Raw genomic sequence first — 23,861 nt, forward strand, 5'->3', positions numbered from 1 at the left:
GCGCGATCACCCACTTCCCGCCTAATTGGTAAAGCTTGGTTATAGTATTTCAATGCTTCTTGCGGTTGGGAGATGCTGTTGTACACTAAACCGATATTACTCAAAGTAGTAGCTTTCCCCGCGCGATCACCCACTTCCTGCAGAATCGGTAAAGCTTGGTTAAAGTATTTCAAAGCTTCTTTCGGTTGTCCGATACTGTTATAGACTGCACCAATATTATGTAAAGTAATAGCTTCTCCTGCGCGATCACCCACTTCCCGCCTAATTGGTAAAGCTTGGTTATAGTATTTCAATGCTTCTTGCGGTTGGGAGATGCTCTGATAGTTAAAACCAATCTCATTGAGTACTAAGGCTTCTTTTTTTCTATCTTTAAATGCTCGTGCAATGGCTAGAACCTGTTGCCATGTTTCTATTGCCGATAGATGTTTTCCTGCCTGTTGCTGTTGCCTTGCTTCTTGTATAAGTCTGTTTATTTCTTCAACCTGTGAATCTCGACTTTGCCCCCAACTCGGTTGCACCATCAGCGGCACATTCAGAGGAGTCAGACACACACCCAAAACCAAAACCAAAACACTACTAATAATTCGTTTCATCTTTTTCATGGTTTACCAAATTCGATTAATATAATAGGCATCAAACGCAGAATATTTACTTAATATTGGTATCCCTTCTACCATTGCTTGTGCAATAATAAGGCGATGTTTACACATACCAATTGTCTATTTTCAAGTCGAGAAAATCTGCAAAGTCTGAAACATTGTTCGTCACAATTATCAATTCGTTTACTTTAGCGATCGCCGCAATTTGACCGTCTGCAAATGATGGGGTTTTTCCAATACTGGAGAGACGCGCTCTTTCTGTCGCGTGCCAGATGGCAGCATTAGCATCATAAGGCAACAGAGGAATTTGAACTCGAACTGTCTCATAGAGATAACTTTCTAGAATTCGACGTTTCCTTGATTCAGGAAGTCGCTTACACCCAAATAAAAGTTCGTGAAATACAACTGTTGCCGTCGCAACTTCTTCTTTATGTCGCTCTAACATTTTGACCACATTTGCATTCGGAATTTGTCGAGTTGGTTCCGAAAGTACGTTAGTATCTAATAAAAATCGCAAACTCACAAAACAACCTCGCGCCCTGGTGATGAATCTCTGAGTCCCTCAAAAACTTCTGCCTCAATTCCTGCTTCTTCTAGATTGTTTTCTTGACGAAACTTTTGGATTGCTTCCCAAAAATTTTGAGGTTGCTCAATCTGGCGTTCTTTCTCAATCTTAGCAATGATTTCAGTTAATTCAGCAGATACTTTAGTCAATTCTTTAGCTTTTTCAAGCAAGCGATCGACTAACGGTGATGGCAATAACTCCAGCGGTTCATCAAAGTCATCAGAAGTTGTAATTATTCCTCGCTCGGTCCCAAACCGGCTAGGTGTAGGCGAAGATGCTTCAGCTTCCTGCAAAGTTTCTGCTTCAACTGTTTCTGTGATACCTTTAACTTGAATTGATTGAGATGGCATCCTTTTCCTGAGATAAATTGCAGATATCAGGTCAGACCAAGTAAAGTTTTCAGGTAATTTATCGATTAAGCTGCGGACTTCTTCTTTAAGATTTATGGTTTCCATTGGTTTTAGTAAAGAGAGTTGGGATTTTAATTCTAGTGCCACTCATATTTTACATTTGTTGCAACAGTCCGGCAACGGTTAAAACCCCTGCCTCAAAGCTTAAGTCCTCGACCGAGGACTGCAAGATCGAGAATGATGCAAGATTTGAAGTGAAATAGACAGGAATTACGCACTCCGACTCCTCGAAACCGGGTTTTTTATGGAATCTGCAGGCTGCACGTAATATTTTCCTAAAAAAACCCGGTTTCTGACCTCCCGACGGACTCAAGAGGGAGTCGCTGCAATTGTCATCGTCTTTTTCTGCACATCAAATTGCATTTCTTCCACGACAAATTGTCGTTTATTTTTCCCATCTCCAACCATAACTGACCTGAGACTGTCCAACTTGTCAAGAGAAAGAACAGACTCTAGCTTCACCTCCGCTTGACCTTGATTCGGATCTAGCAAACGAAAAGCGTTCATGGGAATACCCCGCCAAGTCTCTGGACGGCCTTTCGCTGGAGTGCCATCGCCCCGAACAATTGGCCCCCCATTACTGTAATAAACCACCGCAGTTTTGGAAAACACAATTTTATCAATTTGACTCAAGGGGATTGATACCTTGTCCCGTCCTCGCTGAATCGATATTTTTTGCGTTTTCTCGTCAATCTCTACAACTCTACCGCTTTGTGGTGTGCCCTTTTTCATAGAAATTTTTGCATCCGTCGGCAACGCTACGGGTATCGGCCCACTAGCGTTAGCCTCTGCTTGTACCGATGGCAAATTCTGTTTCTGGACTTCCTGACTGGCCGCATTAACTTGTGCAGCCATACCCGCTGTTACCGTAAAAAGTGCTACAACTAGAAATGAAAGTGTTTTGCGTTTCATCGTCCCCTAGACCCCCTTCAAGGATAAGCGTTACCCGTGCTACTGTCCTAAAATTGTACTCCACATCCCTTGAAGGTGATTCCGTGACCGCTTCTCCCCAACCTACTCCCGAATCGAATATTTTAGGCAACTTTGCCAGTGTTGTTGGCTTACTCGGTGCCGCTTTGTTTTTCACCGGCTGGATTTATCGCTGGTCTTATTTTTACTGCTTTCAGCTAAATGTAATTACCCTCGATTTACCAGTAGAATCGTTTTTCCTAGTACCGCTTCAGGTGTTTTTAGGTGATGGCTGGACAATACTCAGAAGTGCGATCGCCCTTCTGCTGACAGCCCTGGCGATTTACCTCAGTTTGTGGCTGGTTAATAGTATAAACAAGACAGTTGCTGCTAAAATTAATGGCACAATTACACGGTGGCTTTCCTATCCTTACGGCAGAAGATTCAGGTGGCTTTACCGCATCCTGAACTCTTGGCAACAATTTAATGTCAATAGATATAACTCAATCAAATTATTGCGATCGCTCGTTGACGAAATTATCATCGTCGGTTGGGTATTGCTAGTGTTGTTTTGGTCAGCATACCACCAAGGTATTGCCGATGCCCGACGCGACGCGGGCGAAACTTCGACTTTACCTGTAGTTACTTTAGTCGCCAAGGAAGATAATATTGCTTTAGGCAGAAAGCTCAATAATGTCTTTGATGACAAACTTACTCTAGAAAAGTATAAATTCATTGGCGATAAAGGTTTATTTGACGACTGGCTAGGCAAGGCAGACACGGATACTTCTAACCCCAAAGAACCTAGAGTTTGGCGGTTGCTTTTGGAAAGAGGAAACTGGATTTATCTGTTTCCGGCTTTAACAAAAGAACAGCAAACAAACCCTAAAGCTCGCCCGCCAGTGATTGCCATTCAACAAAGTCAATCCGGCGATCAATTGTTAATTGTAAGTCCCGAACCTTCTCAACCTTCTAAATAAATTTGGGGCTGGTTGATTGGATGCCAAAATAGTCGAGATCCCCCCTAACCCCCCTTAAGAAGGGGGGGACAATAGCGCTCAAAGTCCCCCTTCTTAAGGGGGATTTAGGGGGATCTGGATTTAGTGAACCCTACGGGATTTGTGTTTATTGATTAAGCCCGATCGCACACAACCTCAAACACACCCTCTGGAATAAACCGACACAAAGCCCTCCGCCGATCGTCGGCATCTTGGCGATTGACAAAACGCGCAATTGTATAGTGCTCAGCATTCGGTAAAATTCGGACGATCGCCCAAGAAGTGCGATCGCCCTGCTTTGACTTTTCAGGTGTTTTCCCTCGCGAATTTGAATTGAGTTCGATCGCGGGGCGATCGGCGATGGTCGGAGAATTGGCTTTTCTGAGAGTGTTGAGGTAGCGGGCGATCGTACTACCTTTGAGATTCGCCCCGACGCGCAGAATCAGAAACACCGCACAGCTTTCGATCTCTGGCCCAGTCATGCGCGCGCGATCGGCCTCAAAATCCTCATCCGAGTAACTGCCGATACCCGACAGCAGTTGCGTGATGCCAAAATCATTCAAAGCTTGTTGATAGCCGCGGTTATATTCGCTGCCGTCGCTCACAGGCTTTACCATAGTAATAGTCTCCTTTTATGTGGATTGTCTCCTTGTATTTGGGGAACCATCAGCCAGCGCGGGCCCTGCAAAAGTTCAGCGCTGGCTTTTGACTCTCTAAGAATATAGCGCACAATGCAGCATAATGCAACACTATGCTGCATTGTCGACAATCTTGTCTAAAATACTGGACAATGACGATCGGCTTAAATAAGAAACAATTAACCTCTAATGTCTAAACGCATATCAACCTCGATAGGAGAAGGAATCTATGACCTACTTCAAGAGTGGGCAAATGAGGAACGCCGTTCAATCAGTGGCTTGTCAGCATTCATTTTGGAACAAGCAGTGAGAGAACGCCAAAAACAAATGCAAAAACAGTCCCCACCATCCGATGAGAAACAAGATAAAAGTTGAGTGCAGTTTGTAGGATCGATCTTTTACTCCGTTCCCGGTAGAACCTTATCTACTTCTTCCTTCTTCTTCCCTCTTCTTCCTTCGTGTCCTTCGCGTCTTCGCGGTTCAATAATACTAAATGAAATTTATCGGAATCGATTTAGGTTGGAGTTCAGGAGCAAGCGGCTTGTGCTGTTTGAATTGGCCAAATAACCAATTAGAATTAATAGAGTGCGATCGCCCCACTAGCCAGATTAAAGCATTTGGACACAAAACCAGAGGTTTGAAACATAAATTTTCGCCCCTCTATTTACCCCCTAAATCTCTGGCCCAAACATCACATCACCCGTTTCCTGCAGGTATGCGGACAGTGAAAATAGACCCCTTCCCCTCCTCGCTTTCCACCAAAATCTCCCCACCCATCATCTGACAGTAGTAGCGGCTGAGTGTCAGCCCCAATCCCGCGCCGTCGTACTGTCGCGTTGCTGAACAGTCAGCTTGCACAAAAGCTTCAAACAATTTGTGCTGTTGTTCTTCCGACATTCCAATTCCGGTATCCTTAACAGAGAAGCAAATCCAATCCGACTCTTGAACATTCAGCAGGGGACAAGCGATCGCCGCAGAATGAGTTTCATCGGCGGGGCTTGAATCGTCAATCGCCGATCGATCTACTGCATTCAATTTGCCACTTCCTTCAAGGCGCCTGACACTCAGTTTCACCCTGCCGTTTTTGGTAAACTTAGCAGCATTACTCAGCAGGTGCATCAAAACCTGCCGCACTTTTTTGAAATCTGCGTGAATGATACCCGCAGTTCGATCGCACTCAATCTCCAAAACATTGCCATTTTTCTCTACCAAGGGTTTCGCGGCACTCGCAACATTGTCAACCAGGGATTCGATGTCAAATTCCTGGATTTCGAGTTTCATCCCCCCCGCTTCAATTTTTGACAAATCGAGGATATCGTTAATCAAAGATAGCAGGTGCGTACCCGCCTTCTGAATCTTGTGCAAGTCGGGTACAAACTCATCAAATCCCGCATCCTGGGCATCTTCTGAAAGTAGTTGACTGTAGCCGATAATCGCATTTAAAGGCGTTCGCAATTCATGGCTCATATTTGCTAAAAACTGGCTTTTAGCAGTGTTAGCGGTGACTGCCGCTTCCTTAGCTTGTTTCAACTCTTTTGTATGTTCGGAAACTCGCTCGATTAAGTGATTGAGAGAGACAGCCAGAGAGCCTATTTCGCCTTGTGCCGTGAGGGGGGCTCGCAAGTCAAAATTAGACTCGGCGGCTACTTGTTCGGCGACCTTCGTGACGCTGATAACAGGTTTGGCGATCGCCCGACTGGTGCGGTCAGCCACAACTCCAGCCACTGCTACCGACAGTAGCATACTAATGATAATTATCCCCTTTTCGATTCCTTGAGCCTCCTCCATCACTACACCGCCTTGCCCCTCTTGCTGCTGGGCAATGTTAATGATTTTGTTCAATTCCTGAAGGCGGTTGTCGAGCTGTTTTGCACCTTCTCCGCTTTTTGTCCCCAACAATTTTCGGGCCGACTCTATCTCCGGTGGCGATAATGGCGTTAGCGAAGCCCTCGAAGAGGATCGCTGGATTTGCTGCAAGCTTGACTGGAGAGTATCGGCGTAGGATTCTAAATTTTCTGTGCAATCTTGCAGTAAAGCTTTGAGAGTCGCAGGTTCTGCGGCCAGCCATGCAGGTTGGCTGTCGGCAAAGTTTTCTATTTGCAAGCGCAGGTTTTTCGCCTTAGTAATACTCGCGACCAACTGCTCTTTTTGCAATTGTAGTTTGGCTGAATTGTCTACAAAAGAATCGAGCTGTGCTCCCTGCAATTGCGCCGCCAGCGCTGCATCTTTAAAATTGCCCAGCAATTGCGCTTGCAGGTGAGCATCATTGAGTTGGTTTACTCCTTGTCCTTGGTAGTAGTCGGCGATTAGCAGTCCACTCAGGGAGCCAAGAAAGCCGATTCCTATTGCCAGCAAATACCCGCCACCAATTTTTTGATGGATGGGCCAACGACCAATTTTAGATGGCCAACTTTTGCTAAGTTTGAAGGAAGATTTTTCTACGAAATCCTGGCTGGATGTTTTTTGGTTCGCGGTTTCTACAGAAGCCACTTGTTCGGAAAAAAAGAGCGGCATCAGTTTACCTACATTGCTATTTTTTTTGTTAACCTTTCGCGTTAATACAGGCTTTTCCTGCTGGTTAAATGGTTCTAAGTCGGGATTCAATTCCCCTTTGCCTTCCCAAACGGCAACCGATAGACTTGCTTCGTCCCCTGTTTTTTTGAGCAAGTTAATTTTTGACATATGCAACCGCTGTATTCTGTTAAAATCTACCACGCTCTTAAGTTCTCCAAACGGAAAAGCTTGTCTATTTTCTAGTAGACATCGGCGAAAAAGTATCTAAAACTCTTGTCGAGTCAGAGGAGAAACTTAAATTCGGTTGATGTCTAATAGATAATTAGGCTGTTGATGGCTGTTGCCACATTACTTTTTCGACTCGTAAAAGCCTGCAGCAGGCAAAAAAAGAAAAATTTATCCGGGCAGTTAATTATCCCCGCCTGGAATGTTACAGCCAGAAAATTCTGGCTGATATGTTTTGCCTGTGAGTTCCCCCAAGCTGATATTGTCTGTTGACAATGCACCCGATTCCTCAGCTTTGGAGTTTTGCTGTCAGCAATGCGACGATTGCTTGACGGTTTTTGTTGAGCATCCGACGACTTTCTAGCACAGAATGTCATAAACACAGCAGCCGATCGAACTTTTGCACCCTGGCGATCGACTTTTGGCATCGTTGCCCCGCACAGACTTGTCTGACGTGAAGTGTTGTTAGTTGAGTATAACTGTAGGGCTTGCGAAAAGAAACCCGGTTTCTGCCAGTCAACTGTTGGCGATTGCGAGTTCTGGAGTTGTGGTGGTCAATTCGATCGCCAGTGCTAGCTTACCGTCTCTACCCAAAGCTTCATCGGCCAACTGTACCATCCAGCGATTCGGCTTGGCTTGGGGTCTGGCGGCGAGTACCAAGGCCCAAGCTTCCCGTTCTTTGCCACGACCCAACAGCGCAGCACACACAGTCAAAGCTGTGGCCGTTGAACGGCTGATCCCACTTTGGCAGCAGATCAGCAAACTGCCTCCCTGCGACGACATTTTGAGGGCGAAGTCAATAATTTTCAGTACATCCTCAAGGGTAGGCAAGATTTGATCGGGGTCGTCAACGGGGGTGTCGAGGTCGTTAAACTCCAGGCACATCCGGTTCGGGATTTGATCAAAAGTTTTGGGTTCGGGCACACCCGGACTGCCGATCGAGATCAGGTATTTAATCTCGCGTCGCGCAGGGCGCTCAACAATGTATTGGCTGGCTTCTACTTGCGAAGCAATCAGGATTTCCGGCAGTTTTTCATCCGAGAAATCTGCAGAGACTGAGGGCTCAAAATCAACTGTTTCTGCCTCAGTCCTGACATCCGCCAAGTATTGGGCTGCCAGGGCACGAACGTCAGCAAATTCGCGATTTAAAGCTGTTTCCAGAGCCAAAATAGCAGCCGTTGAGCCAATTTGACCGAGGGATTTAACAGCCTTTTGGCGCACTCCAGAATTTTCGTCCCCCAGCAGCCGCACCAAACCTGCCACAGCTTCCTCTGTCCCTATTTCCCCCAAAGCAGCAGCAACTCTCCACCGCACATAAGATTCGCTGTCGCCAATTGCGCTCGCCAGTCCCGCGACCACCATTTTTGGCAATTTCGCATCTCCCTCTGTATTGATGTTCCCGAGGGCAACCGCCGCCCTGCCGCGCACGAAAATATCTCGATCCGAGAGCGATCGAATTACCGCCACCATAGCCACCTCGCTGCTGATTTCTCCCAAGGCAGAAACTGCACTGCCGCGCACGTCTGAGTCGTCATGGTTGAGGGCTTGCACCAGCCCCGCCACAGCCGTTTCCGTGCCAATTTGTCCCAAAGCCTCGGCGGCCCTCAAAGAAACTGCATAGGAGTCGGGATCATCGTGAAGCAATTCTATTAAGCCGGGTACTGCCTCACAATCGCCGATTTTCCCCAAAGCCGCCGCGGCCCTAGCGCGGACGATGTGATTTTCATCTCTGAGGGCATTCAGCAGCCCGGAAACTACCTCAGAGACGCCGATTTTCCCGCAGTTGACGGCAGCCCGCCAGCGCACCTCCGAATCTTGGTGTTTGAGGGCTTTCAGCAGCGCGGGGACGGCTGTTTTCGGGTTAATTTTGCCCAAGGCCCAAACAGCCCAGGCGCGCACCCTAGACTCTGGGTGTTTGATGGCTTTGAGCAGTGCTACGGCGGCTGGTTTCGAGTCAATTTCTCCTAAAGCCCAAGCGGCCCAAGCTTGGATTTGGGAATCTTGGGATTCGAGCGATCGGGCTAATTCAATTACTGCTGCTTCGGAGCCTATTTTTCCGATCGCTCGAATCCCATCAACGCGCACTGCACTTTCTTTGTGGTTCAATGCGGCCACCAGCATCGGAATTGCCATATCGGAACTTGTTAGGGCCAGCAGTTGAATTTTGAGCAGTGGCGAAGTGGGGATTTTTTCGATTAATTTTATGGTGGCTATTTGAAATTCTGGCTTTACCGTTCCTGCTAGCTTCGAGCCGAGTTTTAAATTGACTTTGAGAGCTAATTTTACTGCCCGCAAAGCCAGACTTTGCTGTTCTACTTGCGGCAATATAGTCGCCAAGGTTCGCATCCCTTGTTTTTGTTTCAAATATTTTTGATGGAATTGAGCATCGCTGAGCTCGGGTAGCTGTTGGATGAGGCTTGCTGCTGAGTTCACTGATTTATCCTAATATTTTGGCGAGCGGTTGAGATTGCTCTTTTAAACTGTCTTTAAAAAATATGGCGTCTACAAAACGCTACTTCTAAAAAAAAGCTTGCACCCACTTCTAAAATATGTCTTATTCCACTATTTTTGCAACTCCCCAATTATTAATTATTGGGTTTGTTTGGGCAATCACCTTGACAATTAGTAGCGCTTGCTGCTTGGCATCGCTGCGCTTTTAACTGGCCTAGCTCTGCTATATCATTTTATGCTCACATCGTGCACCATTGTCAGCAACAGGCAAGATGCCTGTTCCACAAGAAAATTCCCCCTTTGTGGAACAGGCATCTTGCCTGTTAATAAAAGCTTATTGAGAATGGTGTAACATCTTATTTTATACCAACTTGGTTTGAAATAGCGATCGGCACGGTTGACCGCAGCCAACCGGAAACAGCTTGATTGCGGGACAATCTCTCAACGAGCATAGGGCCCTTTTTTCAAAACCTTAGCCAAAGCGTTATCGTTCTCTCGCAAACCTTCGTAAAAAAACATCACTTCTCCTTGAATCCCGCAAGAGCGGTTGTAAGCAATTACTTGCAACAACAGCTCGGGAGTGATGCTATATTTGCTAGCTCGATTCGTCAACAAAATACCGGGCGACACGCACTTTACTTGCTGCCCGCTAAGCTGTCCCCCGATCAGTTTATCGACCAATTGTTTGTAAGCATTAAAATCGCGGCGATAAAACTGCGGGTGAAACAGATCGACCAAGTTTTTGTCAACCCAAGCTTTAGAATCTTGCAAATATTCTACCAGTCCCCAGTCATAAGGACTCGGCGACATCGATAGCAACAAATCAGGATTAATAGCTTTCACTTCTCGGTGTAAACGAGCTACAAACTCAGTAATAATATTAGCACGCCACTGCACCCAATGTTGCTCTTTACAATCCGATGGTGCTGCTCTACCGCATTCTTCTCGATAGCGTTTAACCGTTTTTTCGTCGTAACCGCCTTCTACCGGAAACGCAATGCGATCGTCTCCTTGAACCCCGTTTACCGGATAATTCTTAGCAACTTCCAGCATCAACCCCAGCACAAAGTCTTGCACTTCCGGGTCAAGAGAATTCATCCAGTCAAAGTTATTTTTCTTAAGTAAACTGCCGCTAGCATCACGGGCGGTCCACTCAGGTTTTTTCGCCAGCAAATAACCGCCATTGCGATTGTAAGAACTCACAAATCCGTATTCAAAACAAGGAATAACTTTTAAACCAACTCTCTTTGCCTCAACACATATTTCTGCTAAGGGGTCGCGACCTTGATAGCGCGAGTCAATTTCCACCCCAAATTTTTCTCGCATAATTTTAGAAGGATAAGCCGTATAACCCTGGCCCCAAATTAGAGGAAAAACGGTATTAAATCCCGTATCGGCGAGAAAGTCCATTGCCTCAGCAATTCGCTCTTTTGATGTGAGAACTTTGCAGTCAGTGGTGGGTATCCAAACGCCACGAATTCCACCAGGATTGTTAGTCGCAAACGAACTTGGCAGCGTTGCTGGATTTGGTGCCGAAAATCCAGTCGCCAACTGCTGTTGGAAGGAAGAGGCAAAACTGCGAATTGCTGATTGGAAAGGTGTGAAAAATCCCATTTATTTATTCTTTTTTCCTTTGAAGGTGGGTACTGAACCCGCTACGTTATTATTGATTGGTAGCACCCGATATTATTTCTGGATAAGATGTACCGAAGAACCGCCTATATTATTTATGGATAAGGTGCGGAGTACGCACCCTACATTCATTGGTAGCACCCAATAGTATTTATGGATAAGGTGCGCTACGCGCACCCCCAAATTGTACTACCCAGCTACTCCCGACAACTTCTGGCTCAAAGCTTCTTTCAAAAGTTCCGCCTTATCAGTTTCCTCCCAAGGCAAATCTAAATCAGTGCGTCCGAAGTGACCGTAAGCCGCCACATCTTGATAGAAACGGCCGCCTCTTTCAGCAGGCAAATTCTGCAAGTTAAATGCCTGAATGATGCCCGCAGGACGCAGTTCAAAATGCTGCTTCACAACTTCCAAAAGGCGATCGTCATCCACTTTTCCAGTGCCAAAAGTTTCGATCATCATGCTAACAGGCCGCGCAACGCCGATCGCATAACTCAACTGCACTTCGCACTTTTGGGCCAAACCAGCCGCCACGATATTTTTAGCCACGTAGCGACAAGCATAAGCCGCGCTGCGGTCTACCTTGGTGGGGTCTTTCCCAGAAAAAGCACCGCCGCCGTGACGGGAATAGCCGCCGTAGGTATCCACAATAATTTTGCGGCCCGTCAAACCCGAATCTCCTTGAGGCCCGCCGACCACAAATTTGCCTGTGGGGTTGACAAGGAAGCGAGTTTCTGCATCCGGCTTCACGCTAATATCGGCAAACACTGGTTGGACGACAGCAGTCCAAAGGTCTTGTTTGATCTTGGCTTGAACTGCGGCCGTTTCTGTGAGGTCGCCGATCGTTTCGGTGTGCTGCGTAGAAATTAAAATCGTATCTATGCCAACAGGTTTGCCGTCCTCATAGATGACTGTAACTTGGCTTTTGCCGTCGGGACGCAGGTAAGATAACTGACCGGTTTTGCGGACTGCGGCCAGTTGACGGCAAATCCGGTGCGCTAAACTGATCGGCAGAGGCATCAATTCCGGCGTTTCGTTGCAAGCAAAACCAAACATCAAGCCTTGGTCGCCAGCGCCGATGGCGTCCAATTCCTCTTCACTCGATTGTTCCCGGCTTTCGTGGGCTGTATTCACCCCTTGAGCAATATCGGGAGACTGAGAATCAAGAGCCACCAACACTGAGCAACTATTGGCAGAAAACCCGTTGTCAGCGTGGATGTAGCCAATATCGGCTATTTTTTTCCGGGCTAATTCTATGTAATTTACCTGAGCTTTAGTGGTAATTTCGCCCGTCAGCAGCATCAAGCCCGTGTTGACGACAACTTCGGCTGCGACGCGGCTTTTGGGGTCTTCAGTCAGTAAGGCATCTAAAATCGTATCTGAAATTTGATCGCAGATTTTATCGGGGTGGCCTTCAGTGACCGATTCAGAGGTAAACAGGTAGCGACGTGACAATGATTATTTCTCCTTAGATAGGGGCTCTTCCTGCGCGACCTCGACGACCGACGAGTTATTTTTCCGGTAAAGGCCAAGAATGAGCGCCTCTGGGCTACCGTCGAATTTTTGTCGATCTGCAGAGCCGTGTTGAAGCAGGATTTGAGATTGGGTAAAGTGACACTACTATAGCAAAGTCAGTTCCGGGAAGTCCCTAAAAACTTAGATTTTGTAGGATTGTCGATCGATCTTGGACACCGCTCGTCTAGCTCCTAACCTGACAAAGGTAAGATACAGTCAGGGTATTGCCTGGTGCAATGACTATGGCAGGACTCCAAAAATCACCAAACTCGATCCAAACAGTTGCCGAGCTAGATTTTCCCGGCGGCCCCATACCGCTTGACTCTCCATTTTATATCGATCGATCAGGGGCCGAAGCCTGATCTGGCGAAGAAACTAGCAAAGCCGGGAGCCTAATTCCCATGAAAGCTCCTAGAATAATGGGCAAAAGTTCTCTGATGCTGCGGATAATTCACGCGGTGGTTGATCGTGGATACCGCACAGTAACTGTAGACTTTCAGCAAGCCGACGCACCGTTTTTTGCTAGTTTAGATCAATTTTTGCGCTGGCTTTGTGTCAATGTCGCTCGCCCACTCAAACTCGAACCAAATCTAGATGAATTATGAGATGAAGATATGAGCAGCAAGGTAAGCTGCTTTTTTTACTTTTAAAACTCTCGAAGGTCAGTCGATTTTAGATTTTAGATTTTAGATTTACCCCACAGATAAATCTGGGAGCTTGAACTAGGGTCTAAAATTTTTATCTTTCCACGACTTAAGTCGGGGGCTTGTATCCGTTTTTGGGCTGGTCAAAGATCCGAAGCGGCGGTTGAAAACCGCTTCTTGTCAAACCAAGTCCTAGCGAGCGAGGGACTCAACAATATTTAATAGCGGGGGACGGTTCGATCGACCATCATTGAGTAAGCATCGATGCCACCAACGATATTTTTAACATTGGTAAATCCTCGCTCGGTTAACCAATGGCACATTTGAGCCGATCGCACTCCGTGATGGCACAGAACTAGGGTTTCTGTGTCGCGATCGAGTCGAGCGTCAATTTCACCCGACCATTCTGCAAACTCGCTCAGGGGAAAAGCTACAAATCCCGGCAGCGCAGCCAGCTCAATTTCGTAAGGTTCCCGCACGTCTACAAGCTGCAATTTCTCAGCATTGGTTGTGGCTAATTGGCTACCTAATTCTTCGACTGTAATTTGAGCAAAAATTTCTGACATTTGATTATAAAAAAGAAGTCATTAGTCATTAGTCATCTGTCATTAGTTATGAATCACTTAACAGTCAACAGTCAACAGTCAACAGTCAACAGTCAACTGTTAACAGTGATTAATTGACGGGCGAAGGCGGTGGAATTAGCTCCACAGGAGGGGTAGGTGCAGGACGCCCGTCCAACTGGCTCACGCTGTCCCTGGGGTCAAGACAAGTGGCGATTAACCGATCAGTGGGAAATTCGAGCCTGCCGCTCAAACCGACTACGCATTCAGCAAACTGTTGTGGCAATAAACTGCGGCGACATCCATCGAGAACTAGCAGGGGAGCCGCAGGTTGAGTTCGACTTTTGCTGTTAATATTCACTACGCAAGTAGCCAATTCGTTGGGACGCCTCACCTGCCGACAGCTAGAGAGCGCTTCGACACCCGAAATATTGGTTTTGCGGTTGATTTGGAGAGCGCATTTAGATATGTCGCGGGGGTGGAGGGCATCAGCACAAGCGGCGGCGGCGGCCTCTGCTCCCACTCCGGCGTCGATTAGTTCCAAGGCGCAGACGCGATAGGGATTCCTAGAGCGAGGGATTCTAATAGTGATGGCTGATGCTGGTGAGATGGGTAGTGCTGTGGCTAACAAACCAAGTGCTGCTAGCTGCGTGCCGAGAGCCAATATCCAGCGCCCGGTATGGCTGGAGCCTGTCGGTGTTGGCTTTGGGGAAGAAGTGCGGGAAAAATTGGGGTTGTGCATGGCAGATCGAGTAGTGAGTTTTTTTGGCTGATTGGGGCGATCGATCGATCGGCTTTTCCTTCAGAATTTACCGCACAGTATGGATCGCCCTGCGGTCGATCGTTTTTTATCGATCTTTGTTGGAATTTTGACCGTTACCAACCTATAATATAGAGTCTGCATAAAATTGCATACAGATATTAGAGAGGAAAATAAATGTCTCGATATCGAGGCCCCCGATTGAGAATCGTCCGTCGCCTGAAAGAGTTGCCGGGTCTAACCCGCAAAACCCCCAGACGAGATTATCCGCCCGGACAGCATGGTCAAAACCGCAAAAAGCTCTCTGAGTACGCGGTTCGCTTGCAAGAAAAGCAAAAACTCCGTTTCAATTACGGTGTGACGGAACGCCAACTGCTCCGTTACGTCCGCAAAGCCCGCCGTGTCACGGGCTCCACAGGTCAAGTGTTACTGCAATTTTTGGAAATGCGCTTGGACAATACTGTGTTTCGGATGGGAATGGCTCCAACCATTCCGTCCGCTAGACAATTGGTAAATCACGGTCACATAACTGTCAATGACCGTGAAGTCAATATCGCCAGCTATCAGTGCAAGCCTGGTGATGTAGTTGCGGTCAAAAATAGAGAGCGCTCGCGCACAATGGTAGAAGCTAATCTCAAAGACCCAGGCTTGGCTCACTTGCCGAATCACTTGGAATTTGATAAGCAAAAACTAATTGGCAAAGTTAACGGCGTTATCGAACGCGAGTGGATTGCTCTTCAGATTAACGAATTGCTAGTGGTGGAATACTACTCACGGCAAGCCTAATTTATTAGTCATCAGTCGTTGGTCATTAGTCATCAGTTGGTTGCTAGCAGAATAATTAATAATTGGGTACGAACCCAGTTATTGATTAATTGCTACTGAATAATGAGGACTAAGGACTGATCACTAAAAATTAATAATTTTCAACAATCCCACCCCCTAAAAAGGGATGGGATTTTTTGAAGGTTTCGCTGGTTAACTTCTTTGAGTGGCTATGTACTCAGACGACACCTGGCTGATGGCATTAAATGATGTCCCAGCCTCAAATTATTCCCTTAAAAAGTTTCTTCTCCTGTTGGTTCTTGGTGGACAAGACCTCGCTTTTGAAGGCGATAATTCGCTACAACGGGGTAAACAACACCGCGTATCCGATTGATCGCACCTACTGGACGATGGACTGCTAAGCCGTTCCAAGGAGAATATCTCAGGTTTTCGTTGAAATCAGATTGTTTTTCATAATCAATAATCTGATGCTTCACGGTGAGACGACCTACTCTCAAGAATGGTGAGTCCTGTTCTTTCCAGACATTGATGCCATCGTCGATCGGCATTTTTAGGCTCGTTTGGAACTGAATGCCAAAATCCCACCAGTATTCGGCATCAGGTTCCGCCAAGGCTTGAATTAGATTCTCCCGGTAATAATTGTCTGGTTGTTTGGGAGCGAAACCCAAGGCTTTTTCGCGAGAGGGAAAGGGAAATTTAGGAATTCCCGGTCGAGATTCTTCTGGAATTATCTCGTGCGGTGGTTTGCATGAAACCGGAGTAAACCCATACTTAATTACAGCAGGATATTCGACAGGAACTACACCAGGCTGGGAAGGATCGAAATCGGGATTGAGGCCCAAAGCAGAGGGTGAACCGCTCCAATATTTGGCTGTTAGCAAACTCTTCGGAGTCCGGCTACCCGTAAGCGTCGAGACCGCTAGAAAGTGTCTGGGATGTCGAATTAGCCACTTTTTCAATGCCTCTGGTGATTCAACCAGAGCCGAAAAAAAGCCGTAGTAATCTTTGATGGTTTGGCTCACAAATATTTCTGAATTGTGAACAATGATGTCCTGGGTTTTTGACTCGTGGCTTTGCGCCAGTCGTTCCCCTTCCACCCCCATCACTTTCACTGATATTGAGCGCGAATCTTTTTGGTAATCAGGGTATACTTTGGTAGCCCCGTTAGCAAATCGCAACCAAACAGGATATTCTTTGGGTTTTGCTAGCAAACCTTGCTTAAGGGAAATCGCATTCAGTTGTGAAGAAGTTAACGAAGCGCGTTTGCCCAATTCCCGTTTAATCGCTTCCTCATCAAAGTCAAAAATTTCCAGAGTTCCTTTAACGCACGCATGAGTTTTGGCGTGAGTATCTCGCAGCGCCCGCTCCTTATTCCCGTAAAGATTATCCATCCGAAGCTTGGCTTGCTCAACCAAAAGATCGTAGTATTTGCGTTCGTCCTGTTCGGGATATTCGGTAAATAACTTCTTGCTCATAAATAACCTTTTAAAAGCTGATTTTGGCGATAATGGTTGGCATTTTCCCGTTTAAATTTACCGGATTTTTAACGGGATGTCGAGGGAACTCAGGTGTAAGTTGTTCGGGGTTAATTGCGTAATCATATAAACCGCGAACAACTCACCACTGCGACTGTTGGCTATTATTGAACGGGAGTTATACATTTGAAAGAAAGGCGTACACTTTACAATTTGTAACCCCACTCGTGTTCAGTCAGAGCCTTAAGCTCGTTTCCAACCCTCATTATAAAAAGAAACTCTGTACTCTTTTTTACCGCGAGGAAGAGGAACATTACGGTTCAGCACCTGGGAGAGGGTCTTGGTATTCATAATCTCTTCCCAACCTACTGGTGAAAAAGTTTCTGGATTAAAGACATTTTCTGCTAATAAAGGATTGGTGAAAGCTTGAGAAAAGGCATCAATTCCTATCAGTCGTCCTACTAAAGGAGGTAAGGCTGAATTTGCCCGCAAATCTTCTGCGTAAAGTCCAACATACAACTCAATGTTGTCTACGTGACCGTACAATCGTTTCAATTCTTTTTGGACTTCTTCATTGCTAGTAATTTGAGTGAATTCAGTAACCCGTGGATACTTACACAGTTCGCGGTAATCGTTGTAGCTTCTTAATTTCGCCTCACGACCTACACGAATGCTGGCTGTCTCCGTTGGAATTAGGAACTCAGGCGTATTGAATAAACTCAATTGCGCTGCTGGTTGGGAACAAGTTTCTTCAAACATAGCTCCCAAACCCTTGTTGATAATCATATCATTGTTCCACATCGTCTCCGGCATAGACATTTCTTTGCCGTCGTGGATGAGCTTATCGGGCAGCATACTATGCCAACGATAAACCAAAGTAAATTCTACCGACATCCAATTGGTGCGATACCATTTTTCATTATTAAATGCTGGGGGATCTGTGAAGAATTGGAAGTTATAGGGAGTAATGTGGTTGATATAATCCTCTAGCACAATTTTCAGAAACTCTGCCATCACGATATTTCTGGCGGTTTGGAAAAGGCGTTCATCATCCCAAGTTGGATAGTTCCTTGCCAAGAGGTCGCACACGCGATTATGTTCTCTTAAGCTAAGAACGTTGAGCATTACATAGCCCACTTGCACATTGACGCGCTCTAACTCTATCCCCATTACAAAGAGTTTTTGTCTCTTTTCATAGGGGATTTTGTCAGATTTTTTTTCGTTTTCACCGACTATTAGATGGGGAATTCCGGTGAATTCTTCTTTAGGCTGTCCGTTTTCATCATAGTAAAAAGGTGGATATTCTTCGCCATTAATAATTTGGCTTTTTAGCTTTCCTCCTTGATGAGACCTCAGCAGGCGAGTAATATTTGCGTTCAACCCATAGACGTTACACAGATCTATTTGGTGGTTGGAGCTATTTTTGCGGGGATCAAGCCGATCGGTTCGCAGGAAACTGTCGGTAAACCATTGCACGAAATAGGGGAAAATCAGAGAGGATTTGGGCGAGTATTTAGTCTCTCCTCTTTTCCGATACAAGACCTCCAGTTCCTTGACATCGGGAAGATTCTTTACAAAATTTTCTGTGGGGGCTAAATTAACCCCTATGTAGTTTTTCTTCGTTAAGGGCTTCCAATCCGTAGGCGGTAGTTGGAGTCCGGAATAAGTGCGATCGTTTAATGAATCCCAAGAGGTGTAGGGAGACATGGCACTAAACGGATAGGGGCGAGTTGGAATTTTTAGAATGGCATTGTTAATCAGAGTTTTGTTAACTTTTTTGCTTAGCCCCTCGTTGCTTTGAATGAAGTTCCAAAACGGTTTTAAGTTAGTTAAAAGGAAAGTCTCGACTTTGTTTTTCAATCCGTCTCTTGATGTGTCTCTTTTTGAAGACATAGACGTGTCTCTTTTTGAAGATATAGATGTGTCTCTGTTTGAAGACATAATTGTTTTTCCTTTTCCTTCTTGTAGATGCGATTGATTGCTAACCCTCTCTTCCGGGAGCTTGATGGATTTTTCTTTCTCCTCTTCACTGGGATTTAAGTTTGAGTAAAAGCTTTTTAGATTCTTGGGGCGATAGTCTTTGCGGCGTTCCAAACGCTTGATTGCGCTTTCATGAAGATCCTCAATGGCATCGCCCACCTCGCGGAACTTAATTCCTGCCAATTTGAAGATCCCTGGATCATTTTTAAAATCAATCTCATAATTAGGATTGATACCTGTGGGGATGGCACTTGGATCAAATTCAAGCCCCAATCCAAGGTTACGGGTTGAATCCAACATCCACTGCAAGGCTGCATCTGATAACCCACTGTATTCTTCTGTTCCACCGCCGATGCAGATATGCGAGCCGGGAAACCAAACTTGAATAACCCGCTGGTTCTCAACATCAGGATTTTTTTTCATAGGCGTAACATCAAAGATTTCGCGAACTTCGTCGATCGCCACGGCATGCAACGCATTCTGAATCGATTTATTTAAAGCGGTGTCGTGGAATCTGTACCTTTTCTTGAGCTGTTCGTCATACTTCTTGAAGGCGGGTAGAACAGGAATACCAAGGGCTCCAACGGTGTCGAAACAACCAAGCAAGGTAATCGGGACGCGATCGCCATAATCTTGGCGGTAATTGGCTGCTACCCGATCCTTTGGTTTTATGTCTCGGTTACGGTAAAGCTCGTAAGCTTCTGATGCCCTGGTAATATGAGGGCGGGCTAGGAGGCCCGAGCAATGGATCATCCCTGCTAGACTCCTGACTGTGTAAGCACCGCGACTGAACCCGAAGAGATAGATTTCGTCACCCTTCTCATAGTTGAGAGAAAGAAAACGATAGGCATCTTGTATATTTCTATCGATTCCCAGTCCAGTGGCTCCGCCCAAAATCTTGTTACTATCCGATCCGACTCCCTCGTCATAAAACACGATTTGCGGAACCCCGTCACTGGCGGTCGATTTCACTGCCTGGGCAAGTTTAATCACATTACTTGGGTAACTACTATTTAGTTGTTGCCAAGTGCCATCACAGCAAACGATCAGACGTTTCATTTTTTAATTCTCTCTTTGAATCGGAAATTTGAGAGCGAGCTGTCTTTGGTAATCGGTTACTTGAGATTGCCAATTCCCCTTTTTGTATCGCGTCAGGCGATCGCTGCTAATTTTTTGCTCGAAATTGTTATGTGGCTGGGCAATCTTTAGCTATTTCGCTTCTCAGGATATTAGTCCCAAAACACCACCTAGTTGAGTTTGTTGTATTAAAATGTGAATTTTATTTATATTTCTTAAAGCAAAAAAGTTGAGCGTGAGTTCCTAGGTTTGGTTCTGGGAAAATGCTCGATTCTCCTAAAACGTAAAAAATTCAGAGCGTGAAATCGTAGGTTTGGTTCTGGGAAAATGCTCGATTCTCCTAACGGGAGTAGTGATCCGACGCCCTAGCTAACAAACCTTTAAACACATTTCTGCTCTGCCTTGTCAGCTTTTAAAACAGCTATATTTGATCGATTTGTCAGTTGGCTGCAAGATAATAGTGAGGTATTTGCCGCACAGATAGCAGATTTGGGCGATGTTTGGGGTTAAAATTTGTTTCAGTCACTCTCAGATTTTCTGCGCTCTGCTTGAAGTTTTTAACAATCTGTGGGCTTTTCTGGTTTCTCGATCGGTAAATTTGTGCGAAAATTTCCTAGCCGTCGTTAAATTTGGAAAGTCCAAAAGTGGGGACGATCGACCGCAGCGACAAGCTGCGGGGTTCTCGCACCAAAATCAAAGGCAGCAAGCCGAATAGCCGCACAGCAGCCGAGAGGGTAAACAGTGAACCCAAACTCATACCGGGAAGTTCGGCAAGAAAGCCGCCGGCGGTAGTTCCCAAAGCCCCAGCTAATCCAGAAACCGCTGCGGCGATCGCAAAATAAGTCGAAGGTTGCTCGATCGACGCTATCTCCATTTGAATATTGTTACTACACAGCGCGATCGCCCCTAAAGTCGTTCCCCCTAGCAAGTGCAGCAGCGGCAGCCACACCCACACCGAAAACGGGTAATTGCCCGTACCCAACCACAGCAAAGGCGTTATCGCCACCACCAGCCCCACCGCAATTAGCAGCGGGCGATTTCCCCAGCGATCGGCCAACTTGCCCCAAAACATCAGCAGCAGTAGATTTGCGCCGGAACTTAAGCTGGTGTAAATCGTAACCAAACTCACATCCAAACTTAATTCTTTCAGCAGGTAGATATTAAAAAAAGGAGCGCTGAGATTCACTGCAAATGTCCACACGCTGAAGTAAAGAATAAACATTAAGAAATTAGAATCTTTCAGCACAGAAGGCACAAAATCTGTTAGTTGCTTTTCTTTTTTCTCTGTAAGTTGATCGTTCTTTGCATCTTTTTTGTATACCTGGGGATTCACATCAACCATGAAGAATTGACACCCCAAACTAATCATTCCCGCCAAAACACCCACCAATAAAACAATACCGTAGCCAAAAATTGGATCGGCGCCCCAAGTTGACACGCCCCATCCCATCAACGGCACTCCCAGCAAAGTGATGAAGCTAACAGCACTGTTGCGAAAGCCAAAATAGCGTCCCCGCAAGCGCTGAGGAACCACAGCAGCCATCCAACTGAACCAGCTAGAATTGGCAAAAGCTGCCAGCACACTAGCTGCTACAACTGTTAGCAGCGTCCATTGCAGCAGTTGGTGTGAGTCTTGGTGCTGGGAACCCCAAACAATTGCCACCGCCAGCACCAGCCACAACAGCCGCGACACCCCGAAAATCCCTAGGTTGTACCAGTGGCGGCTGGTTGTACGGTCTGCGATGTAGGCTCCTAATGGTTGCAGGAGATTGACCACCATCGGAATAGCACAGAATATACCTATTTCCACGCTGCTTGCGCCGAGTTGCAGCAAGAAGTTGCTCAGCAGCACGCCGGTGGTCGCAGACTCGAAGACACTGGCAAAAACGCCGTCTAGAGTTGAGGCTTTCAGGGTCGATCGAACCTCTTGTTTAGAAATTTTGATATCTGTTTTTGGATATAGAACGAGCTGAGATATTTTCTTGTCTAGTATTTCTGGAGTCTGAACAGATAGAGGTTCATTTAACTGTGCAACTGGTTCAAACATAGTCAATAGATTTTAGATTTTAGATTTTAGATTTTAAATTGTAGAATTGAAGTAACAGGGTTAGATAAAACCAGCCCCACCTTCAAGAGGTTAGCTCGAAAGTAGGACTGGCACGTCCGGGTAATTCATATCAATATAAATGACTTGCAATCGCTAGGACATCAACCGCTTGGGAGATATAAATTCGCTAATTGTCAAAAAGTAGGTTTTAGCGCTTAACAAGGAAGCGATCGCAGCATTTCGCCTGCCAAAAATTGCTCAAATTCCGCCTCAAACAAGCGGCCCCAAGGGCCAAAACAAATTTCGCGCGAGCTCCTCGACTCGGCTCTCACATCTTTACGGCTAGCTAAATCTATAGAATGAAGGACGATCGACTTGCCGAGTAGACCGGCTGCTAACTATTTGTACCTAATTCCTGGAAGCCGTTTGTTCAGTCCCAGCGCTGGCGATCGAGATTCCGGGTTGTTTATGGAAATCCCCCGCACGTGCCCGTAAGGGTTCTGAGTGGGTTGTTGGCGATCCTCTACGAGGGCTTCGCTAACGCACCTCAACAAAAGTGTGGCTGCGATCGGCAATTGGCAGGACAAAATTATCACTTGACAAAATTTACGCTAAATGCTGATAATAGCAAACCCTAGAATTAAACTTAAGTGTTTGAGGGGTATCAGTGCTAAGGCGTGATGTTGATCGCCGGCAACTTTACGTATTTCTGCATTTGAGCGTGACCAAAACTCAACCTGTATCCGGGTATACATTGCCAGTATTTGCCTGTGCGGCAGCACTTGCAGCTTTGCGGTGCTTGCGTGAGGGTATTCAGTCTCTAGAGAGCGTATCAATAAATTTACTGGAACCGCAAATAACGGCAGAAATTCCGATCGAACAGGCGTCTGTACTCAAAACTGGTACCGCTTTAGGAGTGACTCGCTCCGATCCGGGGGACAATCTCGATCTGACTCGCAATACCCCCGTTTGGGCAATGGTGGAATTGGGGAATTGGGAAGAGGGAGAGCAGATTGTGATTCTCGGCGGTGAAGGTATAGGGCGTCACACAGTCGGTGGAGGGGCGGCGATCTATGATTACGCAATGCGACTATTGCGATCGAATCTGAGCCGAGAACACTCACCGTCCGAAAAAATTACTGTCACCCTGATTCTGCCGTCTGGGCGACAACTAGCCACCCGCACTTCTAACGAAGCTTTCGGCGTGGTAGAAGGACTTTCGCTGCTGGGTACAACTGGCATTTCTCAACCGCTGAGTGCCCCTGGACAGTTGGAAGTTTACCGCGAACAACTGCAACAAAAAGCCGAACTGTTTGACTGTTTAGTTTTCTGCATCGGCGAAAACGGTTTGGATTTGGCGCGACAACTGGGGATTAATCCTGAGAGGCTAGTCAAAACCGCTAACTGGCTCGGCCCGCTACTGGTAGAAGCAGGATATCAGGGCGTGCAGTCAATTTTGCTGTTTGGCTATCACGGGAAACTGATGAAATTGGCGGCGGGAATTTTTCACACTCACCACCACCTCGCTGACGGGCGCAGGGAAATTCTCACAGCTTACTGTGCTAAAGCTGGAATGCCTGCTGATGCGTGTTCCGCAATTTTTGCCGCAGCGACAGCCGAAGAGGCTCTCGGGCAACTGCGGGCTTTAGACGCCCAAACTGGCAGCAATTGGGTCGATCGAATTTACAGCGACATCGCCCGACAAATAGACTTGCGGTCATCGGATTGCATTTTTACTCACACTAACTTGCACATCCCCGTGGGATCGGTGATGTTCGGGCGCGATCGCAAAATTATTGTTAAAAGTGATATAGGAGATACATTTTTGACCCAAATTTGTTAATGTAGTGTGAATATCCCTGAATTCTGTTTAAAACATCGCTCAGGGATAATATTTAACAAGTAATAATTCTTTGTCCCTAGACCTTAATTATACTAGGTTGCTTGGGGACGCAGTTTTTGACGCCAGAGTTCAATTAATTAGGGTAAGGATTGAAGTAAATCTATGCTTGCCTTCGACCCTATTAATGGACTACGAGCGCTGACTGCAATCTAGTATAAATAAGATTTATTCCT

Annotated in this window: 20 protein-coding genes and 1 pseudogene; 5 read left to right on the forward strand and 16 right to left on the reverse strand. The window is 46.2% G+C overall.

The features are described 5' to 3' along the window. From QT994_RS00165 to QT994_RS00180, 4 genes are all read right to left on the reverse strand, one after another. Positions 1-593 (reverse strand): tetratricopeptide repeat protein (locus tag QT994_RS00165; protein WP_333170702.1); only part of this gene is annotated, 593 nt, incomplete at its 3' end. 109 nt (positions 594-702) lie between these two features. After that, a complete protein-coding gene (locus tag QT994_RS00170) occupies positions 703-1,122 on the reverse strand; it encodes a type II toxin-antitoxin system VapC family toxin (RefSeq protein WP_333170704.1) in 420 nt (139 codons plus the stop codon). Then, positions 1,119-1,619, reverse strand: a complete 501-nt coding sequence (locus QT994_RS00175; protein WP_333170709.1) for a hypothetical protein — start codon at positions 1,617-1,619, stop codon at positions 1,119-1,121. Before QT994_RS00175 ends, QT994_RS00170 begins: the two co-directional genes overlap by 4 nt. Positions 1,620-1,883: 264 nt before the next feature. Next, on the reverse strand, positions 1,884-2,486 hold the full coding sequence (locus QT994_RS00180; RefSeq protein WP_333170710.1) for a hypothetical protein: 603 nt from the start codon (positions 2,484-2,486) through the stop codon (positions 1,884-1,886). Positions 2,487-2,569: 83 nt separating this feature from the next. Between QT994_RS00180 and QT994_RS00185 the strand changes: the two genes are divergently transcribed. Then, complete coding sequence (locus QT994_RS00185) at positions 2,570-3,463, forward strand: hypothetical protein (RefSeq protein ID WP_333170712.1); 894 nt, start codon at positions 2,570-2,572, stop codon at positions 3,461-3,463. A gap of 152 nt (positions 3,464-3,615) precedes the next feature. On the opposite strand, the gene QT994_RS00190 is transcribed toward QT994_RS00185, so the two are convergent. Continuing rightward, positions 3,616-4,098, reverse strand: coding sequence for a hypothetical protein (locus tag QT994_RS00190; RefSeq protein WP_333170715.1), 483 nt, complete (start codon positions 4,096-4,098; stop codon positions 3,616-3,618). A gap of 210 nt (positions 4,099-4,308) precedes the next feature. Between QT994_RS00190 and QT994_RS00195 the strand changes: the two genes are divergently transcribed. After that, the gene (locus tag QT994_RS00195; RefSeq protein ID WP_332952640.1) at positions 4,309-4,494 is read left to right on the forward strand and encodes a ribbon-helix-helix domain-containing protein; all 186 of its coding nucleotides are present in this window, start codon (positions 4,309-4,311) and stop codon (positions 4,492-4,494) included. 321 nt (positions 4,495-4,815) lie between these two features. On the opposite strand, the gene QT994_RS00200 is transcribed toward QT994_RS00195, so the two are convergent. From QT994_RS00200 to metK, 5 genes are all read right to left on the reverse strand, one after another. After that, complete coding sequence (locus QT994_RS00200; protein ID WP_333170717.1) at positions 4,816-6,834, reverse strand: ATP-binding protein; 2,019 nt, start codon at positions 6,832-6,834, stop codon at positions 4,816-4,818. Positions 6,835-6,944: 110 nt separating this feature from the next. Beyond that, positions 6,945-7,286, reverse strand: coding sequence for a hypothetical protein (locus QT994_RS00205; RefSeq protein WP_333170720.1), 342 nt, complete (start codon positions 7,284-7,286; stop codon positions 6,945-6,947). A gap of 88 nt (positions 7,287-7,374) precedes the next feature. Next, complete coding sequence (locus QT994_RS00210) at positions 7,375-9,291, reverse strand: HEAT repeat domain-containing protein (protein ID WP_333170722.1); 1,917 nt, start codon at positions 9,289-9,291, stop codon at positions 7,375-7,377. Positions 9,292-9,750: 459 nt separating this feature from the next. Further along, positions 9,751-10,923 carry a family 10 glycosylhydrolase gene (locus QT994_RS00215; RefSeq protein WP_333170725.1) on the reverse strand — a complete coding sequence of 391 codons (1,173 nt, stop codon included), beginning with the start codon at positions 10,921-10,923 and terminating at the stop codon, positions 9,751-9,753. Positions 10,924-11,130: 207 nt separating this feature from the next. Further along, positions 11,131-12,393, reverse strand: coding sequence for a methionine adenosyltransferase (metK, locus tag QT994_RS00220; protein WP_333048345.1), 1,263 nt, complete (start codon positions 12,391-12,393; stop codon positions 11,131-11,133). Between the two features lie 440 nt (positions 12,394-12,833). Between metK and QT994_RS00225 the strand changes: the two are divergent. Further along, positions 12,834-13,058: pseudogene (locus QT994_RS00225) on the forward strand (AAA-like domain-containing protein); the annotation flags it as partial. 257 nt (positions 13,059-13,315) lie between these two features. On the opposite strand, the gene QT994_RS00230 reads toward QT994_RS00225, so the two are convergent. Further along, positions 13,316-13,663 carry a rhodanese-like domain-containing protein gene (locus QT994_RS00230; RefSeq protein ID WP_333048344.1) on the reverse strand — a complete coding sequence of 116 codons (348 nt, stop codon included), beginning with the start codon at positions 13,661-13,663 and terminating at the stop codon, positions 13,316-13,318. 109 nt (positions 13,664-13,772) lie between these two features. Next, positions 13,773-14,402: a hypothetical protein gene (locus tag QT994_RS00235; protein WP_333170726.1), complete on the reverse strand. Its 630-nt coding sequence runs from the start codon at positions 14,400-14,402 to the stop codon at positions 13,773-13,775. A gap of 195 nt (positions 14,403-14,597) precedes the next feature. Between QT994_RS00235 and rpsD the strand changes: the two genes are divergently transcribed. Next, entirely contained in the window at positions 14,598-15,206 is a 609-nt protein-coding gene (gene rpsD / locus QT994_RS00240) for a 30S ribosomal protein S4 (protein ID WP_193975783.1), read from the forward strand. A gap of 272 nt (positions 15,207-15,478) precedes the next feature. Here the strand turns inward: rpsD and QT994_RS00245 are convergent, their stop codons facing one another. From QT994_RS00245 to QT994_RS00260, 4 genes are all read right to left on the reverse strand, one after another. Beyond that, positions 15,479-16,681 carry a catalase gene (locus QT994_RS00245; RefSeq protein ID WP_333170729.1) on the reverse strand — a complete coding sequence of 401 codons (1,203 nt, stop codon included), beginning with the start codon at positions 16,679-16,681 and terminating at the stop codon, positions 15,479-15,481. Between the two features lie 243 nt (positions 16,682-16,924). Continuing rightward, positions 16,925-19,720 (reverse strand): phospholipase effector Tle1 domain-containing protein, encoded by a 2,796-nt coding sequence (locus QT994_RS00250; RefSeq protein ID WP_333170731.1) that lies wholly within the window; start codon positions 19,718-19,720, stop codon positions 16,925-16,927. Between the two features lie 631 nt (positions 19,721-20,351). Then, a complete protein-coding gene (locus tag QT994_RS00255) occupies positions 20,352-21,785 on the reverse strand; it encodes an MFS transporter (protein ID WP_333170733.1) in 1,434 nt (477 codons plus the stop codon). A gap of 398 nt (positions 21,786-22,183) precedes the next feature. Then, the gene (locus QT994_RS00260; protein WP_333170734.1) at positions 22,184-22,381 is read right to left on the reverse strand and encodes a hypothetical protein; all 198 of its coding nucleotides are present in this window, start codon (positions 22,379-22,381) and stop codon (positions 22,184-22,186) included. 125 nt (positions 22,382-22,506) lie between these two features. Here QT994_RS00260 and cbiD point away from each other — a divergent pair, with 125 nt between their 5' ends. Continuing rightward, positions 22,507-23,628, forward strand: coding sequence for a cobalt-precorrin-5B (C(1))-methyltransferase CbiD (gene cbiD, locus QT994_RS00265; RefSeq protein ID WP_333171243.1), 1,122 nt, complete (start codon positions 22,507-22,509; stop codon positions 23,626-23,628). The last annotated feature ends 233 nt before the right edge of the window (positions 23,629-23,861 follow it).

The sequence above is a fragment of the Microcoleus sp. S13_B4 genome (genome assembly GCF_036700885.1).
Taxonomy (GTDB): domain Bacteria; phylum Cyanobacteriota; class Cyanobacteriia; order Cyanobacteriales; family Microcoleaceae; genus Microcoleus.

What these genes read in the sequence shown, in the direction of transcription:
- QT994_RS00175 (WP_333170709.1), bottom strand. Translation starts at nt 1,619, where the DNA reads ATGGAAACCATAAATCTTAAAGAAGAAGTCCGCAGCTTAATCGATAAA.
- QT994_RS00180 (WP_333170710.1), bottom strand. Translation starts at nt 2,486, where the DNA reads ATGAAACGCAAAACACTTTCATTTCTAGTTGTAGCACTTTTTACGGTA.
- QT994_RS00190 (WP_333170715.1), bottom strand. Translation starts at nt 4,098, where the DNA reads ATGGTAAAGCCTGTGAGCGACGGCAGCGAATATAACCGCGGCTATCAA.
- QT994_RS00195 (WP_332952640.1), top strand. Translation starts at nt 4,309, where the DNA reads ATGTCTAAACGCATATCAACCTCGATAGGAGAAGGAATCTATGACCTA.
- QT994_RS00205 (WP_333170720.1), bottom strand. Translation starts at nt 7,286, where the DNA reads ATGCCAAAAGTCGATCGCCAGGGTGCAAAAGTTCGATCGGCTGCTGTG.
- QT994_RS00215 (WP_333170725.1), bottom strand. Translation starts at nt 10,923, where the DNA reads ATGGGATTTTTCACACCTTTCCAATCAGCAATTCGCAGTTTTGCCTCT.
- QT994_RS00230 (WP_333048344.1), bottom strand. Translation starts at nt 13,663, where the DNA reads ATGTCAGAAATTTTTGCTCAAATTACAGTCGAAGAATTAGGTAGCCAA.
- QT994_RS00235 (WP_333170726.1), bottom strand. Translation starts at nt 14,402, where the DNA reads ATGCACAACCCCAATTTTTCCCGCACTTCTTCCCCAAAGCCAACACCG.
- rpsD (WP_193975783.1), top strand. Translation starts at nt 14,598, where the DNA reads ATGTCTCGATATCGAGGCCCCCGATTGAGAATCGTCCGTCGCCTGAAA.
- QT994_RS00245 (WP_333170729.1), bottom strand. Translation starts at nt 16,681, where the DNA reads ATGAGCAAGAAGTTATTTACCGAATATCCCGAACAGGACGAACGCAAA.
- QT994_RS00250 (WP_333170731.1), bottom strand. Translation starts at nt 19,720, where the DNA reads ATGAAACGTCTGATCGTTTGCTGTGATGGCACTTGGCAACAACTAAAT.
- QT994_RS00255 (WP_333170733.1), bottom strand. Translation starts at nt 21,785, where the DNA reads ATGTTTGAACCAGTTGCACAGTTAAATGAACCTCTATCTGTTCAGACT.